Origin of the sequence: Pseudomonas sp. WSY_20 (genome assembly GCF_043104335.1) — a bacterium.
Classification (GTDB): Bacteria; Pseudomonadota; Gammaproteobacteria; order Pseudomonadales; family Pseudomonadaceae; genus Aquipseudomonas; species Aquipseudomonas parafulva_B.
The window spans coordinates 63,220-80,130 of sequence record NZ_JBICKP010000030.1; the positions used below are offsets into that span (position 1 = coordinate 63,220).

Consider the following 16,911-nt stretch of genomic DNA (forward strand, 5'->3'; position numbering starts at 1 on the left):
CCACCCATGCGTTATTTGCTGTATCTGCTGATCGGGCTGATGGCGGGCGTGGCGCACGCGGCGCCCACCAGCCAGGCCTACATGAGCATCATCATCGATGACCTCGGCCAAAGCCCCGAACGCGACAGTCGAACCTTGGCGCTGCCGGGGCCGGTGACCATGGCCATCATGCCCGACACCCCGCATGCCACCGATTTCGCCCGCCAGGCGCATAAGGCGGGTAAAACCGTCATCCTGCACATGCCCATGGACCCGGCCACCGGGCCCTATGCCTGGCACCCCGGCGTGCCGCAAGACGAGCTTGCCAGGCGTCTTGATGCGGCCCTGGCCAAGGTGCCTTATGCCGCTGGCGTGAACAACCACATGGGCAGCCGCATGACGGCACAACGCGACGCCATGACCTGGTTGATGGGTGAGCTACAGCGCCGCGACCTGTTCTTCGTCGACAGCCGCACCAGCGCTGCGACCGTGGCCGCGGCACAAGCCCAGGCACAGGGCACGGCGAATGTCTCCAGGGATGTATTTCTGGATGATGACCGCACGCCGGAGGCAATTACGCACCAACTGCACCAAGGCATCGCCCTGGCACGCAAGCAGGGCTCGGCAGTGCTGATTGGCCACCCGTATCCACAGACCCTCGAAGTGCTGGAGCGCGAGCTGCCAAACCTCACGCGACAGGGTGTGAAGCTGATCAACCTACAGCAGATGATTGCCGAACGAAGCAACCTGGCCATGCCCGCCCATGGCAAGCAAGGCCGCTACAGCAACCGTTGAGCGGGCATCGCGCAGGGTGCCCGCGAAGTAGGTTGCCCACGTGCCCTCATGCCAGTGCAGGTACGTCGGTGAGTCTAGACCCTGCCACCTGGCAGCGAGCAGAGCACCGGCTACAGCAGCATCGTTACCCGAATGGAATGATGCCCTCCACATCGCCCTTACGTAGCTGGCCACGGTAGATGGAGAGCACTTGCTGTTTCTTTGCGGCCCGCAACACAGCTTGATGCCCAAGCCTGCGCTGCTCCCACAATTTCAGATGCCCACGAGAAAAGTCCTGATCTGCCGTGTCCACGGCAGGATAATGAAAGTGAGCCTCCCAGATAGGCCTGCCTGATACCCGTTTGATCTCGTAGGTATCCAAATAGTCATTTGTTCCCAACGGCACTCTGCGATCTGCTCGGCTAACGGTAATCTCACCCAGTTCGTAAAGGAATTTGAGCGCGTTCATGGCAGGGGTTTTACAGGTCAAATAATAGGTCTTGAGCAGCTTCTGACGATGGTCGTCAAGCTCAGTGATTGCATGCTCGATTCGCCCTCTCAACGCACTTTCAGCATCAGTTCGAGGCAACAACGCCAGGTTGGCTTTGAGGTCTTTGACGTGTTCGTCGACAATCGTGGCCAATCCCAATGGCTCATTCTTGGCGAAGAATTTCCTTGCCATCGCAACCGTGGCATCAACGTTATTGATCAGCTTTTGCGCTTGTCGACGCAACTCGCTTACCTTGATGGCAGAGCTTGGCGGCTGTTCAGCAGTGCCTGGCGGTTCGACCTCTTGCCACTGGCTATCCTGCCGGCGGAAGGTTCTCAACACCTTCGCATGACTGTCCACTTGCTGCAGTACAGGGAGACCTGCGTCGTCGACGGTCTCGACACCGACTACGTTACGTCCCTGCTTGGTTCTGACCATTCGACGCACACCGCCGCGTGGAGCATAGACGGGCGTGCGTGGTGCAAAGGCCTCGGTCTGCTCGACCTCACGAATATTGGCCTGCATTTCCTCGCTGGCCAACAGCTTCAACCGGCGTAGCTCGTCGAGGTACTGTTGGAGCTTGTCGAGTCGGATAGCTTCAGGCTGGGAGCTGGCTAGATTTGCGCCTTGCCAATGGTCTCCTCGTACGCATCAATCACGTCATTGAGCACAGCGACTCGCTCCTCGACAGACAAGCTGCTGCCAGCCAAGTCACCGTGGGCGCTGCCCGCACTCTTGAGTGCCTTTCCAACCAGCATTTCGTTGTACTCGTTGATCTGCTCTTCGGAGGCACCCCGAAGACGATCAATTGACAATTCGCCGAGGTCTTCAAGCAGTCGAAACTCAAGATCAACGGCGTTCAATTGGCGCTGTTGAATAATTCTGGTCAGTTCAAGATGCTCGTTTTCGATCTTGCCATCAGCATCCTGGAACACAATGTCATTGTCAGCTCGGGTGCTCTCAAGTAGAGGATCAAGTTTTGCGGCCAAGGCCAGCATATCTTTGGCCCACTGCGTCACGCGCTCGAGCGAGGCAGTCAATCGCTTGTAGCGTTGCTGCTCCTCCTCAGTGGTAGGTAGGACTAAGATTTCATCAAGCTGTGCGTCTATGGACTCTTCATTGATCATGACCGCCAGCAAGTTGTAATACGTCTCGCAGGTCGCCAGTAGGCCACGTCGGATGGTACTGCGCTGATAAGTTACCGTGGTCGAGACGAGCTCACTGGAAGGTCTTACCGAGCCGCCCGACATGAGCAGAGCGTCGTGCTCGCTGTCGTGTTTTATGAGCGCGTCGAGGTCTTTGCACACATACTGGCGCTGCCCCCCTTCTGACTTGGCGCAGTAAACTGATCATTTCCAGTTGCTGTGTATCAGGCGTTTCGACTCGCTCAAGTTCCTCAAGTTTTTCGGTGGTCTTATCTACTTTAGAAGCATGTCGTTCATAGGCTGCGGCCAATGCTTCGCGCGCACGCGTCAAACGCTCACCTCTTCACGCATGCTCTCTTCGCGGCGCATGTTCTCTTCGCGTATGAGCTGAAGACGACTCTTGGGCATCCCGCCTCGCAAGCGTTGGCCCGAGTGGATACGCCATGCCCCGCCCACACGCTTCAACCATGGGCCAGGCTTGCCCTGCGCATCGATGATGCGCACGCCTTCGGCATCGACCGATACAGCAAAGGTGCCCATCAGCATCTTTGCGTAGCGTTGCCCATCGACCGTGTATAAACCTGCGGCCTCCCCGCTGGAAGCCGGCGAGTGCTGTTCCAGATCGATCTGCACGCGCAAACCCAAGACCTTGCTGCGCATTTCGGCCGGCAAGGCATTGAACCCTTCCCCACCTGAGAAGGAGAAATCCATGATCGCCTGCGCCTTGGTGACTGGCCCAGGAAGGTAGACTTTGCCTTGCCTTGCCTTGCCTTGCCTCGGCACATCGGCATCGGCTAGCACTGGGAGGGTCGACCCGGGAGCCATCGTTGAAGGGCGTATGGCATCAGGCAGTTCTACCGGCTTGGGGGCCATTTTCGGCCCGAGCACGTGCCCCAGCGCCATCACCAGGTTGAGCACGATGTCCACCACGGCAGCCGAGCGCTCGAACGCCGTACCCTCACGGATGGCTCTTTCGTCAGCTGCCGCGGCATTGAGCGCTTGGACCATCCAGGCTACAGCACCGATGGGGCCACTCACCAATATGGAAGCTACGTCGAACAGCAACCAGGCACCTTGAGTGAGAACCGCCCACTGGCTTTCTGCGTTGGCGACCGAGCTGCGTTCGGCCAGATCGACCAGCAAATCGCGGTTGGCTCTGTACAACTGAAGGTCGACATCATTTAGCCAGGGTTTGGCCCAGAACTGAGCAGGCGCAACACGCCCGGGCAAGATCGAGGTATCGATAATCGAGTGCCCCAGATGGGGCTCGCTGAATCCGCCGTGGTCGTAAACCGGGCGAGCTTCAGGCGTTAGCCAGTCAAGAATGCTGGCCTGCAGCTCAACGTTGTTGCGCACCTCATCCATCAAGGCGTCTGTGCTTGTGAACTCCAGCACGGCCCTACTACCTTAAAGGGGCCTGTACAGCACAACTGTTCCAGGCGTCTGATTGACCAGAACATACATGCCATGTACCTGATCGTATTGCTCACTGTCCGGTGCACGTCGCAATGCGAACGGCATCAGTGTGCTGGCCGGTTGCATTGCGTCCACCCTGCCGCCGCAATAATCGGAAATAGCCTGAAGACCGATTTCGCTTAACTGTCCCCTCAATTTTGCCTGCAAGGCGCTGTGCAGTAATGCGCTTCGCCATTCTCCTGCGAAGCGTCTGACCCGCTCAGGCTGACGCTGCGCGTCGTCGAGATGGGTGACCACATATGCCGGGTAAGTGGCGCCGATATCCAATCGCCAGACAAGCTGCTTGGGGTAGTCGACCGTCAACCAATCCATGATCAGCTGATCTTCACGGTGGCTGATGGCGGTGCGCAAAAGGTTCTCCTCCAAGCTCATGCCGATGCCATACCATCCCTTGCTCGTCCACAAGGGCGGGATACTCCTGCTGTAGGGCCTGCGCAAATTCATCCAGCGTGTCGAACGTCCACACCACGCCGGACGGCTTGCACCACAGCACTGCCTCACCCTCGTCCCACTGTCCCTGTACGATGAGATCTGGCAGGAAACGGCTAACGCTGCTGTTCTGATAGGGACGTACCATCTCCACCATGAACACAGTCGGCCGCTCACTGGGGCTGCCCAAGAGTCCACGCAGACAAGCCTGCTACCGAGCGCTCAAGCCGTGAAGCGACAGGTTGTGCAGCAGCGCCGTTATCATGACCAGCTGCAGCCAGCGATCGCGGCTGACGCCCATACTGCCGACAGCACGCCAGTACTTGACCTGTGCCGCGTTGAAATAGTCGTCCAGTAAAAGCAGCAGGTCTTCGAAGGCAGGTTGCAGAGCCACGAGATCGATTTGATCGCCCTCGGCAGTCTCGAACGGGTCGGGGATGGCAAAGAAGTGTTTGCCGCTGAGCAGCAGATACTGATTGATGTTGGCCACTGGCGTGAAGTCCAGCACCCGGTTGTGCAGCTTGGCCTTGAGTATCTCGTCTACGAGTGGAAGGGTCGTTGGTGCCCATCGGGGTTCGCCCTGACCAGGCTCAGCTGGTTGGCATCCTTGAGCGTGGGCGATGAACGGCAATCAGGGGGTAGTGCTCGATCAGCAAGCCCATGATTTGCAGGCTGGCTACCTGCCGTAAGGTAGGCCGACCAGAAAACTGCGCGTTGACCTGGGCTTTGAAGTCGTATGAAGCGGCTCGAGCGGTGGGCATGGTGGGCCTCCTTGAATCGGGAGACCCACCGTAGCCACGCACGTGTGGTCATTGGCCGTACATATTGCTAGGCCAGGTCGTGCGTCAGCTGTAGACCCGCCCCAACACCTGGCGGTGGCTCTCGAACTGATCCAGCACATCGCGCACGATTTGTTCAGGCGCAAAGCCCATCAGGTCATACTCTTGGCTACCGTCGTGCAAATACACTTCGGCGCGGTAGAAGCGTTGCCGTACCTCGGGCTCACCCTCGGCCGGGGCTTCTGTCGGTGCAGCCATGTAACCATCGAGGCTGACTTCATAGACGAAGGGGTTGCCTTCTTCCATCATCACTCGCAGGCCCATCATGTTGCGCGACTGGCCGACCCGGGTCTCGACGTCGAAGCCCTGGGTTTGCAACTGGGCCGCTGCATCCTTCAGCGCAGGGCTTACCTGCTTGTCCATGAAGCGCTGCACCACCGCCTGGGTCGGTTGCAGTTCGAGTTGAGTCAGGCGCTCACTGAAGCCTCGACGGCCACGTGCGGCCAGTTCGGCCCGCTCCTGCTCCATGGCCACGTCCTGCCGCATGGCCTTGTACAAGCCGAACATGAACAGCACCAGCACCACCGAGAACGGCAGGCCTGCCAGCACCACCATGGTCTGCATGGCTTCGAAGTTGCCGGCGAATAACAAGCCGATGGTGACCAGCGTGATGATCACCGACCAGAACACCACCATCCAGTGCGGGGCGTCCTCGTCGACCTTGCCACCTTTGCACGACAGGTTGGCCATCATGACTGCGCCGGAGTCCGCTGGGGTCAGGAACAGCACAAAGCCAACAAACACGGCCACACCGATCACGATCTTAGCTGCCGGGAAGTATTCCAGCAGTTGGTAGATCGACATGGACGGCTGCTCGAGGGCGGTCTTGCCCAGTTCCACGGCGCCATGGTTGATCACCAGGTCCAGGGCGGTATTGCCGAAGATCGACAGCCACGCCAGGGTGAAGCCCAGCGGGATCAACAGCACACCGCTGACCAACTGGCGCACGGTACGGCCCTTGGAGATCCGGGCAATGAACATGCCTACGAACGGGCCCCAGGAAATCCACCAGGCCCAATAGAACACCGTCCACAGGCCCAACCAGCGTTCGGACTTGCCCGCCTCACCCTCATACACATACAGGTCAAAGGTTTTCAGCACGATGCCGTTGAGGTAGTCGCCCACGTTCTGCACGAAGCCGTTGAGCAGGTGCAGGGTTTCGCCGCCCAGCAGGACAAAGATCAGCAGGCCACTGAACAGCGCGATGTTCAGGTTGGACAGGCGGCGGATGCCGTTTTCCACGCCCGAGACCGCTGCCACTGTGGCAACACCAGCCATTACCAGAATCACCACCAGCAGGTTGGTCTTGCTGTGGTCCATGCCGAACAGGTATTCAAGCCCCGACGCGACCTGCATCGAGCCGATCCCAAGGTTGGTGACCAGGCCCAGCAGGGTCACGAACATGCCGAAGATATCCACAGCGTTGCCGGCAGCGCCCTTGACCCAGCGCTCGCCCACCAGTGGATAAAGTGCCGAGCGCAGTGCCAGCGGCTGGTTGTGACGGTAGGCGAAATAACCCACGGCCAGGCCCACCAGGGCGTAGATCGCCCAGCCGTGCAGGCCCCAGTGCAGGAACGTGAGCTGCAGGCCCTGACGCGCCGCTTCCAGGCTGGCCGGCGTGCCTTCGGGCGGATTGAAGTAGTGATCCAGCGGCTCGGATGCGCCGAAGTACAACAGCGAGATACCGATGCCCGACGAGAACAGCATGCCGGCCCAGGCGCCATAGCTGAAGTCAGGCTGGTCTTCCTTGCCGCCCAGCTTGAGCTTGCCGTAGTCGGAAAACGCCAGGTAGATGACGAACAGCAAGTAGCCGCAGATCACCAGCATGTAGTACCAGCCGAAACTGCGCGTCAGCCACTGCTGGGCGACGCCCAATACGCGGCCGGCAGTTTCAGGAACAGCGATAAGCAAGGCAGTCAGAACGAGGATCATCAGCGCCGAGGTGTAGAACACCACGCGGTTGACCCGTACCCTCTCGGCGGGGGGTTTGGTTAGTGAGGCAGAACTCATTGCAAGAAGGCTCCGGGCAGAACGGCAGTGGAGGCTAATCGGTCTTCCTGAGCATTTGGTGGAATACCCCCACTGCATCAGGTGTTATAAAAGCACCCTGGAAATCGCGGTTTCGAACCGATCCGCTGCAACACATACGCCGTTACCACCGCTTCAAAACGCTGCGCACGGTTGAAAGTGCGCGCATTGGTCACAGGGATATCGCCCGATCCTGAGGCATGTCGCAGGTCTTCCACGCTGCGACGGCGTCTGCGTCCTTTATCGATCGCCCCCGTTACAAGCCTTGCCGGCCCTGGGTTTGCGCGATTTCCTAAGGTTTCAATCGATGCCGCTGGAGCCGTCACATGGGCTGTCAATGGCACAAATTGTCGCAGAGCTTATTCTTTATTGATTGAACGTTCAATCAAAACAAAATAGACTGGTCTTCGCCGAGTCAGACGCTGGTCGTCTGCTCGCAGACCTGAGGAGAAAGCAAGATGCCCAAGGTCGGTATGCAACCCATCCGCCGTCAGCAGTTGATCGAAGCCACGTTACAAGCGGTCGATCAGGTCGGTCTGGGGGACGCCAGCATTGCGCTCATTGCCCGTTTGGCCGGCGTGTCGAACGGCATCATCAGTCACTACTTTCGGGACAAGAACGGCCTGATCGCAGCGACGATGGGCTACATCATGAGCATGCTCAACGAAGGCGTGCGAGCACGCCGCCAGGCGTTGACGGACGATGCGCCGCGCGCCCACCTGAAAGTGATAATCGAGGGCAACTTCGATGCCAGCCAGGTGAATGGCCCGGCGATGAAAACCTGGTTGGCCTTTTGGGCCTCCAGCATGCACCAGCCCGATCTGCACAGGTTGCAACGGATCAATGACCACCGTTTGTACTCTAACCTGTGTTGCCAGTTTCGCCGCGTGCTGCCGCTTTACCATGCACGCAAGGCAGCCCGCGGGCTGGCGGCTCTGATCGACGGCCTGTGGCTGCGTGGAGCCTTGTCGGGGGATGCCTTCGACACCGACCAGGCGATACGGATCGCTTACGAATACATGGATCTACAACTGGCCAAGCAGCACACACTGGGCACTGACCCTGCTGCTGAAAAACGGCACACGGCCTCTGCCAGCACGGCAGGAGCGTGACGCCCGGCCTACTCACACATTGCACTTGCGAGGACACTATGGCCCGTTTCGGAACGCAAAAACTCTACATCGATGGCGGTTACGTCGACGCTGGTACCGATGCCACCTTCGAAGCCATCAACCCGGCTACCGGCGAAGTGCTTGCCCACGTGCAACGCGCCACCGAGGCTGACGTCGAGAAGGCTGTCGAAAGCGCCGAGCGCGGCCAGAAAGTGTGGGCGGCCATGACTGCCATGCAGCGCTCGCGCATCCTGCGCCGCGCCGTGGACATCCTGCGCGAACGCAACGACGAGCTGGCCTTGCTGGAAACCCTGGACACCGGCAAGTCCTACTCCGAAACCCGCTACGTCGACATTGTCACCGGCGCTGACGTGCTGGAATATTACGCAGGCCTGGTACCCGCCATCGAAGGCGAGCAGATTCCGCTGCGCGAATCGTCCTTCGTCTACACCCGTCGCGAACCGCTGGGCGTGACTGCCGGTATCGGCGCCTGGAACTACCCGATCCAGATCGCCCTGTGGAAATCCGCACCGGCCCTGGCTGCCGGCAACGCGATGATCTTCAAGCCGTCGGAAGTCACCTCGCTGACCACCCTCAAGCTGGCCGAGATCTACACCGAAGCCGGCCTGCCGGACGGCGTGTTCAACGTACTGACCGGCAGCGGCCGCGAAGTGGGCAGCTGGCTGACCGAGCACCCGCGCATCGAGAAGATCTCCTTCACCGGCGGCACCACCACCGGCAAGAAGGTCATGGCCAGCGCCTCGAGCTCCTCGCTCAAGGAAGTAACCATGGAGCTGGGCGGCAAGTCGCCGCTGATCATCTGCGCCGACGCCGACCTGGACAAGGCCGCCGACATCGCCATGATGGCCAACTTCTACAGCTCGGGCCAGGTGTGCACCAACGGTACCCGCGTGTTCATCCCAGCCGAGCACAAGGCCGCCTTCGAAGCCAAGATTCTCGAGCGCGTAGCGCGTATCCGTGCCGGCAACCCCGAAGATGAAAACACCAACTTCGGCCCGCTGGTCAGCTTCCAGCACATGGAAAGCGTGCTGGGCTACATCGCCAAGGGCAAGGAAGAAGGTGCCCGCGTACTGTGTGGCGGCGAGCGCCTGACCGAAGGCGACTTCGGCAAGGGTGCCTTCGTGGCCCCGACCGTGTTCACCGACTGCCGCGACGACATGACCATCGTCAAGGAAGAGATCTTCGGCCCGGTCATGAGCATCCTCAGCTACGAGACCGAGGAAGAAGTGATCCGCCGCGCCAACGACACCGAATACGGCCTGGCTGCCGGTGTGTGCACCAACGACCTGAACCGTGCCCACCGCATCATCCACCAGCTCGAAGCGGGCATTTGCTGGATCAACGCCTGGGGCGAGTCGGCAGCCGAAATGCCGGTGGGCGGCTACAAGCAATCGGGCGTTGGCCGCGAGAACGGCATCAGCTCGCTGGCCCAATACACCCGCATCAAGTCGGTACAGGTCGAGCTGGGCGACTACGCCTCGGTCTTCTGACCGGCCGTAGCACGCCAGCCCATGCTGCAGGACAGCGCTGGTCGTTGACCGACCGGCCCTTGCAGCACTCATCCATTTGCGCGTCAGGCCAGGCTGCACCAGGTGCAGCACCAGACGCGCAACTGCTTCCGGAGGAAGCTTCCCCATGGAATACGATTACATCATCGTTGGTGCCGGCTCTGCCGGTAACACCCTGGCTACTCGCCTTACCGAAGACGCAGGCACCACCGTGCTGCTGCTCGAAGCCGGCGGCCCTGACTATCGCTTCGACTTCCGTACCCAGATGCCAGCTGCCCTGGCCTTCCCGCTGCAAGGCCGCCGCTACAACTGGGCCTACGAGACCGACCCGGAGCCGCACATGAACGGCCGCCGCATGGAATGTGGCCGTGGCAAGGGCCTGGGTGGCTCCTCACTGATCAACGGCATGTGCTACATCCGCGGCAACGCCCTGGACTTCGATGGCTGGGCTGAGCTGCCAGGCCTGGAAGACTGGACCTACCTGGACTGCCTGCCGTACTTCCGCAAGGCCGAAACCCGCGACATCGGCCCTAACGACTACCACGGTGGTGACGGCCCGTTGAGCGTGGCCACGCCCAAGGCTGGCAACAACCCGCTGTTCAACGCCATGGTCGAGGCTGGCGTACAGGCCGGCTACCCACGCACCGAAGACCTCAACGGCTACCAGCAGGAAGGCTTCGGCCCGATGGACCGTTCGGTGACCAAGAATGGCCGCCGCTCCAGCACTGCCCGCGGTTACCTGGACCAGGCCAAGAAACGCCCCAACCTGACCATCGTGACCCACGCCCTGAGCGACCGCGTACTGTTCGACGGTAAGCGCGCCATCGGTGTGAGCTACCTGGTGGGCGACAGCGAAGAGCGCGTCGAAGCACGTGCCCGCAAGGAAGTGATCGTCAGCTCCGGCGCCATCGCCACGCCGCAACTGCTGCAGCGCTCCGGCGTGGGCCCGCGCGCCCTGCTCGAAAGCCTGGACATCCCGGTCGTTCACGACCTGCCAGGCGTTGGCGAAAACCTGCAGGATCACCTGGAACTGTACCTTCAGTACGCGTGCACCCAGCCCGTCTCGCTGTACCCGTCGCTGCTGTGGTGGAACCAGCCGGCCATCGGCGCCGAGTGGCTGTTCAACGGTACCGGCATCGGGGCCAGCAACCAGTTCGAGGCCGGCGGTTTCATTCGCTCGCGCCCTGAATTCAAATGGCCGAACATCCAGTACCACTTCCTGCCGGTGGCCATCAACTACAACGGCTCCAAGGGCGTCAAGGAACATGGCTTCCAGGCGCACATGGGCTCGATGCGCTCGCCTAGCCGCGGCCGCGTCCAGGTCAAGTCCAAGGACCCACGCCAGCACCCAAGCATCCTGTTCAACTACATGGCCACCGAGCAGGATTGGGAAGAATTCCGTGACGGTATTCGCCTGACCCGCGAAATCATGGCCCAGCCAGCGCTGGACCCGTACCGTGGTCGCGAAATCAGCCCAGGTGCGCACGTGCAAACCGATGAAGAGCTGGACAAATTCATCCGTGAGCACGCCGAAACCGCCTACCACCCATCGTGCTCGTGCAAGATGGGCACCGACGACATGGCGGTGGTCGATGGCGAAGGCCGCGTGCATGGCATGCAGGGCCTGCGTGTAGTGGATGCGTCGATCATGCCGATCATCATCACCGGCAACCTCAACGCCACCACCATCATGATTGCCGAGAAAATCTCGGACAAGATCCGTGGTCGCAAGCCGTTGCCGCGCAGCACCGCCAAGTACTACGTGGCCAACGACGCGCCGGTCAAAGGCAAGCCCATGCGTGAAGTGAAGCAGGGCTGATCACCAAAGGGGCTGCCTGGCAGCCCCTTTTTTTCGGGTCAGCGAACGACTATTCCGCGCGCTGCCATATAGGCCTTGGCCTCAGGCACCGTGTACTCCCCAAAATGGAAAATGCTGGCAGCCAACACGGCACTGGCATGCCCTTGCAAGATGCCATCGGCCAGGTGCTGAAGGTTACCCACCCCGCCCGAGGCGATCACCGGGATGCTCAACGCATCGCTGATGGCACGGGTCACGCCCAGGTCGAACCCATTCTTCATGCCATCCTGGTCCATGCTGGTCAGCAGGATTTCGCCCGCACCCAGGTCTTGCATCTTCTTCGCCCACTCCACCGCGTCCAGGCCGGTCGGCTTGCGCCCGCCATGGGTGAAGATTTCCCAGCGCGGGGTTTCGCCCGGGCCTGATACCTGCTTGGCATCGATGGCCACGACGATGCACTGGGAACCGAAGCGGTCTGCGGCCTCGCCCACGAAGTCCGGGTTGAACACGGCGGCAGTGTTGATCGATACCTTGTCGGCACCGGCATTGAGCAGGTTGCGGATGTCCTGCACGGTGCGCACCCCACCCCCCACGGTCAGCGGGATGAACACCTGGCTGGCCATGCGCTCGACGGTGTGCAGGGTGGTATCGCGACCATCGACGCTGGCCGTGATGTCGAGGAAGGTGATCTCGTCCGCACCCTGCTCGTTGTAGCGCCGGGCAATCTCCACCGGATCGCCGGCATCGCGGATGTTCTCGAATTTGACGCCCTTGACCACACGGCCGTTGTCCACGTCCAGGCAAGGGATGATGCGTTTAGCTAAAGCCATGAGAGGGCTCCTGGGAAGCAACTGCAAGCGGCAAGCGTGGGGCAACACAGGAGACGCCACAGGCGCCCCCTTGTCGCGCTCGCTTAGCGCTGGCCAATGCTCGGGTAGTTGTCACAGAAGGCCTGGGCCTCGGCTACGTCGAGGGTGCCCTCGTAGATGGCGCGGCCGGTGATGGCGCCAATGATGCCAGGCGCCTTGGCTTCGAGCAGCGCCTTGATGTCGCCCAGGTTGTGGATGCCACCCGAAGCGATCACCGGAATCGACGTGGCTTCTGCCAGGGCCTTGGTGAACGGTACGTTGCAGCCCTGCATCATGCCGTCCTTGGCGATGTCGGTGTAGACGATCGCCGAGACGCCATCGGCCTCGAAGCGCCTGGCCAGGTCGATGACCTGCACGGTGCTCACTTCGGCCCAGCCATCGGTGGCGACGAAGCCGTCCTTGGCGTCCAGGCCGACGATGACCTTGCCAGGGAAGACCTTGCAGGCCTCGGCCACGAATTCAGGCTGCTTCACCGCCTTGGTGCCGATGATGACATAGCTGACGCCAGCCTTGACGTAGTGCTCGATGGTTTCCAGCGAGCGGATGCCGCCACCGATCTGGATCGGCAGGGTCGGGTAGCGCTTGGCGATGGCGGTGACCACTTCACCGTTGACCGGCTGGCCTTCGAAGGCACCGTTGAGGTCGACCAGGTGCAGGCGACGGCAGCCGCCCTCAACCCACTTGGCGGCCATGCTCACCGGGTCATCGGAAAATACCGTGGAATCTTCCATGCGGCCCTGGCGCAGACGCACGCAGGCACCGTCCTTCAGATCGATAGCGGGGATAATCAGCATCTTGGGAACCTGTCCGTTCTTGGGGTTTCAGGGCTTCTCGAGCGCCCACAGATCGCTTTCGATGCTCTCGAACCGCTCCTTGAGGTGCAGCTGAACATCGGCGATCGCCCTGTTGTAGTAATGGGGTGCAATGTGATGGGTGAACAGTTCGAGCACCTCGGCGACTTCGAATGACCCCAGTTCCAGCTCGAAACGGTCTTCGAGAAAGCGCTTGAGCGTATCGAGCGCTTCACGCTCCTGCTCGGGGGCCAGCGTGAGGATCGGCGCCTTGGTCTTCGAACGGCTCATTTACCAGCGCCCGTCCCAGGCCACGAAGTTCTGCAGCAGTTGCAGGCCATGGGTATGGCTTTTCTCCGGGTGGAACTGGACCGCGAAACGCGAACCATCGGCCAGCGCCGCGGCGAAATCGACGCCGTAATGGCCACGGCCAACCACTTGGGTGGGCTTGCCGGCGGCAATGTAGTAGCTGTGCACGAAATAGAAACGCGCCCGGTCGCTGATGTCGTGCCACAGAGGGTGGTCGACGCTCTGGCTGACTTCGTTCCACCCCATGTGCGGCACTTTCAGATGCTCGCCGTCTTCTTGCAGGTCTTTGCCGAACAAGCGCACCTGGCCCGGGAACAGGCCAATGCAGTCGACGCCGTCGTTTTCTTCACTGTGCTCAAGCAGCGCCTGCATGCCTACGCAGATGCCCAGGAATGGGCGATCCTGGCTCACTTCACGCACCAGGCTGTCAAAGCCCAGGCGGCGAATCTCGGCCATGCAGTCGCGAATGGCACCAACGCCTGGGAACACCACCCGGTCCGCTTCGCGGATCACCGCTGCATCACTGGTGACCAGTACCTTGCCGGCGCCGACGTGCTCAAGCGCCTTGGCCACCGAGTGCAGGTTGCCCATGCCATAGTCGATTACCGCTACCGTCTGCATTTACAGGCACCCTTTGGTAGACGGCATCTGCCCGGCCATGCGCTCGTCGAGGGTAACAGCCATGCGCAGTGCGCGGCCGAAGGCCTTGAACACGGTCTCGATCTGGTGGTGGGTGTTGTGCCCCCGCAGGTTGTCGATGTGCAACGTGACCAGGGCGTGGTTGACGAAGCCCTGGAAGAATTCCTGGAACAGGTCGACGTCGAAACCGCCGACGCTGGCACGGGTGTAAGGCACATGCATCTGCAGGCCGGGGCGGCCGGAGAAGTCGATGACCACGCGCGACAATGCTTCGTCCAGCGGCACATAGGCGTGGCCGTAGCGGAAGATGCCTTTCTTGTCGCCGATGGCCTGGGCGAACGCCATGCCCAGGGTGATACCGACGTCCTCGACGGTATGGTGATCGTCGATATGCAGGTCGCCCTTGCACTCGATATCCAGATCGATCAGCCCATGGCGGGCGATCTGGTCCAGCATGTGTTCAAGGAAAGGCACGCCGATATCGAATCGGGCCTTGCCACTGCCATCGAGGTTGATCGAGCACTTGACCTGGGTTTCCAGGGTATTGCGCTCGACGGAAGCCTTACGTTCGACCATCACCAGCTCCGCAAAATCATTAGGCGAAAAGGGCTGCATTATAGGCGCAGATGGCCGCTGCTTGGAACGCGCAAGACATATGGCAAGCCCAGTGATGACGGGGTCGGATACCGCTACAGGTCTATACAACCGGGAGGAAATGACCGCTTTTGCGATAACTCTAGGGCCGCCACTGAACGCGGCCCTGTTGCACTTGCCGACAGCATCGATGCCACGGGGCCCGGCGCGAATGCCCCATGACAACGCTTCGACCGGCCTAGGTCAGTGGAACAATACGGCGGTCTTCTGCAAGGTCACCCAGACGCCCCAGGCCAACGGCACCACCACCACGGCCCAGGCCAACAGCACCAGCGGCAGGCTGCCAGGTGCGGCCTTCCATTCGAGGGATCGCGCGCCGTCAGCGCCCTTGTCGTGGCTCAACGCCCGTTCGGCGGCCAGTTGCGCATCGGTCATGAAGTGCTTGTCGGCCACCGGGCGGATCAGCATGTTGCAGATGAAGCCCAGCACCAGCAGGCCAGCGAGGATGTACAGGGTCATGTCGTACGCTGCCGCACGCTCGACGCCAGCCGCCAACTGATACTCGCGCAGGTAGGTGATCAAGACAGGCCCCAGCACCCCGGCGGCGGCCCAGGCTGTCAACAGGCGCCCATGGATGGCGCCGACCATTTGCGTACCGAACAGGTCGGCCAAGTAGGCCGGTACCGTGGAGAAGCCACCGCCATACATCGACAGGATGATGCAGAACGCCGCCACGAACAGCGCCACGTTGCCCAAGTGGCCCATGTTCGGGATCAGGCTGTACAGGCCAACGCCCAAGGCAAAGAAGGCGAAGTAGGTATTCTTGCGCCCGATATAGTCGGAGAACGACGCCCAGAAGAACCGCCCGCCGATGTTGAAAAGGCTCAACAAGCCGGTAAAGCCCGCCGCAATGGCGGCAATCTGCGCCAATTGCGCGGCATTGAGCTGGCTGAAAGTGAGTTCATTGCCCAGCAGCTTGCCAGCGAACACTTCCTGCAACAGCGGTGAGGCCATGCCAAGAATGCCGATACCGGCCGACACGTTCAGGCACAACACCAGCCAGACCAAAACGAACTGCGGGGTTTTCCAGGCTACGCTGACGTGCACGTGGCGATCGGTGACCATGCCGTTGCCCGCCTTCTTGGCCGGTGCATTCCAGCCTTCGGGCTTCCAGCCGGTGGGCGGGATGCGATACGCCAGGGCCCCGGCTGTCATGAACACGAAGTAGATCGCGGCCATGACCACGAAGCTCTGCCATACGCCCACCTCGTGCGCGTTGCCAAAATGGCCCATCAGCGCCGTGGCCAACGGTGCACCCACCATGGCTCCGCCGCCGAAGCCCATGATAGCCATGCCGGTGGCCATGCCGCGCTTGTCCGGGAACCACTTGATCAGGGTGGAAACGGGCGAAATGTACCCCAGGCCCAAGCCAATGCCGCCGATCACACCGGAACCCAGCCACATCAGCCACAGCTGATGGGTCTTCACCCCGATGGCGGAAATCAGCATGCCGCCACACCAGCACAGCGCCGAGACCAACCCGGCCTTGCGCGGGCCGGCGTGCTCCAGCCAACCGCCCAGCACGGCGGCCGAACAGCCGAGGAAGACGAAGAATAGGGTGTAGATCCAGCTGAGCATCGAAATGGGCCAGTCGCACTCGGCGCTGAACAACCGGGCAATGAAGCTCATGTCTGGCGCGCATGCCACCGGCGCCGTAATGCCCAAGGCTTGCGACAACGGCAGCCAGAACACCGAGAAGCCATAGGCCATGCCGATGCACAGGTGAATGGCCAGAGCAGCCGGGGGCACCAGCCAGCGGTTGAAGCCCGGCCGGGCGATGATGCGTTCCTTGGAGAGGAAGCCTGGCGCACTGGCCAGGGCATCCGCCGTCACGGTACGGCTCATGGAGATGATCCTTTTTATAAGTTGTGGAGGCAGACAAAGCGGCGCAAGGGTGCAGTATCCGATCACATGAAAGCAATCTGATATCGCCCATTTTAGTTCGGCTGAAACGGTCAGGCGCTGTAGCCGATCTTTCTGAACTGCCATGATCACCGCTGTCGAAAGCCGTAGCATCTGCTTGGCATGTAGGAAATGGCCGGTATATCCA

General features: G+C 61.0%; 18 protein-coding genes. 4 read left to right on the forward strand and 14 right to left on the reverse strand.

What is annotated here, in order from left to right; all coding sequences use genetic code 11:
- The first annotated feature begins 6 nt into the window (after positions 1-6).
- Complete coding sequence (locus tag ACF8E5_RS08790) at positions 7-774, forward strand: divergent polysaccharide deacetylase family protein (protein WP_058639160.1); 768 nt, start codon at positions 7-9, stop codon at positions 772-774.
- A 124-nt stretch (positions 775-898) separates the two neighbouring features.
- On the opposite strand, the gene ACF8E5_RS08795 is transcribed toward ACF8E5_RS08790, so the two are convergent.
- The 8 genes from ACF8E5_RS08795 to ACF8E5_RS08830 all read right to left on the reverse strand — a co-directional run bounded on the left by ACF8E5_RS08795 (position 899) and on the right by ACF8E5_RS08830 (position 7,142).
- Positions 899-1,792, reverse strand: a complete 894-nt coding sequence (locus ACF8E5_RS08795; protein ID WP_392475155.1) for a hypothetical protein — start codon at positions 1,790-1,792, stop codon at positions 899-901.
- Between the two features lie 65 nt (positions 1,793-1,857).
- Positions 1,858-2,550 (reverse strand): hypothetical protein, encoded by a 693-nt coding sequence (locus ACF8E5_RS08800; RefSeq protein WP_392475156.1) that lies wholly within the window; start codon positions 2,548-2,550, stop codon positions 1,858-1,860.
- Between the two features lie 165 nt (positions 2,551-2,715).
- On the reverse strand, positions 2,716-3,783 hold the full coding sequence (locus ACF8E5_RS08805; RefSeq protein ID WP_392475157.1) for a hypothetical protein: 1,068 nt from the start codon (positions 3,781-3,783) through the stop codon (positions 2,716-2,718).
- A 12-nt stretch (positions 3,784-3,795) separates the two neighbouring features.
- A complete protein-coding gene (locus ACF8E5_RS08810; RefSeq protein ID WP_392475158.1) occupies positions 3,796-4,215 on the reverse strand; it encodes a dermonecrotic toxin domain-containing protein in 420 nt (139 codons plus the stop codon).
- Positions 4,190-4,450 (reverse strand): hypothetical protein, encoded by a 261-nt coding sequence (locus tag ACF8E5_RS08815; RefSeq protein WP_392475159.1) that lies wholly within the window; start codon positions 4,448-4,450, stop codon positions 4,190-4,192. Before ACF8E5_RS08815 ends, ACF8E5_RS08810 begins: the two co-directional genes overlap by 26 nt.
- Before the next feature lie 54 nt (positions 4,451-4,504).
- Complete coding sequence (locus ACF8E5_RS08820) at positions 4,505-4,783, reverse strand: hypothetical protein (RefSeq protein WP_196124520.1); 279 nt, start codon at positions 4,781-4,783, stop codon at positions 4,505-4,507.
- A 100-nt stretch (positions 4,784-4,883) separates the two neighbouring features.
- On the reverse strand, positions 4,884-5,054 hold the full coding sequence (locus ACF8E5_RS08825; RefSeq protein WP_196124522.1) for a hypothetical protein: 171 nt from the start codon (positions 5,052-5,054) through the stop codon (positions 4,884-4,886).
- A gap of 84 nt (positions 5,055-5,138) precedes the next feature.
- Entirely contained in the window at positions 5,139-7,142 is a 2,004-nt protein-coding gene (locus tag ACF8E5_RS08830) for a BCCT family transporter (protein WP_058639166.1), read from the reverse strand.
- Positions 7,143-7,618: 476 nt separating this feature from the next.
- Here ACF8E5_RS08830 and betI point away from each other — a divergent pair, with 476 nt between their 5' ends.
- The 3 genes from betI (at position 7,619) to betA (ending at position 11,620) form a co-directional block, all read left to right on the forward strand.
- On the forward strand, positions 7,619-8,272 hold the full coding sequence (betI, locus tag ACF8E5_RS08835) for a transcriptional regulator BetI (RefSeq protein ID WP_392475160.1): 654 nt from the start codon (positions 7,619-7,621) through the stop codon (positions 8,270-8,272).
- Between the two features lie 38 nt (positions 8,273-8,310).
- Complete coding sequence (gene betB, locus ACF8E5_RS08840; RefSeq protein ID WP_196142476.1) at positions 8,311-9,783, forward strand: betaine-aldehyde dehydrogenase; 1,473 nt, start codon at positions 8,311-8,313, stop codon at positions 9,781-9,783.
- Between the two features lie 145 nt (positions 9,784-9,928).
- A complete protein-coding gene (gene betA, locus ACF8E5_RS08845) occupies positions 9,929-11,620 on the forward strand; it encodes a choline dehydrogenase (protein WP_058639168.1) in 1,692 nt (563 codons plus the stop codon).
- A 38-nt stretch (positions 11,621-11,658) separates the two neighbouring features.
- Here the strand turns inward: betA and hisF are convergent, their stop codons facing one another.
- From hisF to ACF8E5_RS08875, 6 genes are all read right to left on the reverse strand, one after another.
- Positions 11,659-12,429, reverse strand: coding sequence for an imidazole glycerol phosphate synthase subunit HisF (gene hisF, locus ACF8E5_RS08850; RefSeq protein WP_058604246.1), 771 nt, complete (start codon positions 12,427-12,429; stop codon positions 11,659-11,661).
- An 83-nt stretch (positions 12,430-12,512) separates the two neighbouring features.
- Complete coding sequence (gene hisA, locus ACF8E5_RS08855; protein ID WP_392475161.1) at positions 12,513-13,262, reverse strand: 1-(5-phosphoribosyl)-5-[(5-phosphoribosylamino)methylideneamino]imidazole-4-carboxamide isomerase; 750 nt, start codon at positions 13,260-13,262, stop codon at positions 12,513-12,515.
- A gap of 27 nt (positions 13,263-13,289) precedes the next feature.
- Positions 13,290-13,550: a DUF2164 domain-containing protein gene (locus tag ACF8E5_RS08860; RefSeq protein WP_027914086.1), complete on the reverse strand. Its 261-nt coding sequence runs from the start codon at positions 13,548-13,550 to the stop codon at positions 13,290-13,292.
- The gene (hisH, locus tag ACF8E5_RS08865; protein ID WP_058604243.1) at positions 13,551-14,189 is read right to left on the reverse strand and encodes an imidazole glycerol phosphate synthase subunit HisH; all 639 of its coding nucleotides are present in this window, start codon (positions 14,187-14,189) and stop codon (positions 13,551-13,553) included.
- Positions 14,190-14,783 (reverse strand): imidazoleglycerol-phosphate dehydratase HisB, encoded by a 594-nt coding sequence (gene hisB / locus ACF8E5_RS08870; protein WP_023532883.1) that lies wholly within the window; start codon positions 14,781-14,783, stop codon positions 14,190-14,192.
- A gap of 261 nt (positions 14,784-15,044) precedes the next feature.
- The gene (locus tag ACF8E5_RS08875; protein ID WP_392475162.1) at positions 15,045-16,706 is read right to left on the reverse strand and encodes an OFA family MFS transporter; all 1,662 of its coding nucleotides are present in this window, start codon (positions 16,704-16,706) and stop codon (positions 15,045-15,047) included.
- Positions 16,707-16,911: the final 205 nt, after the last annotated feature.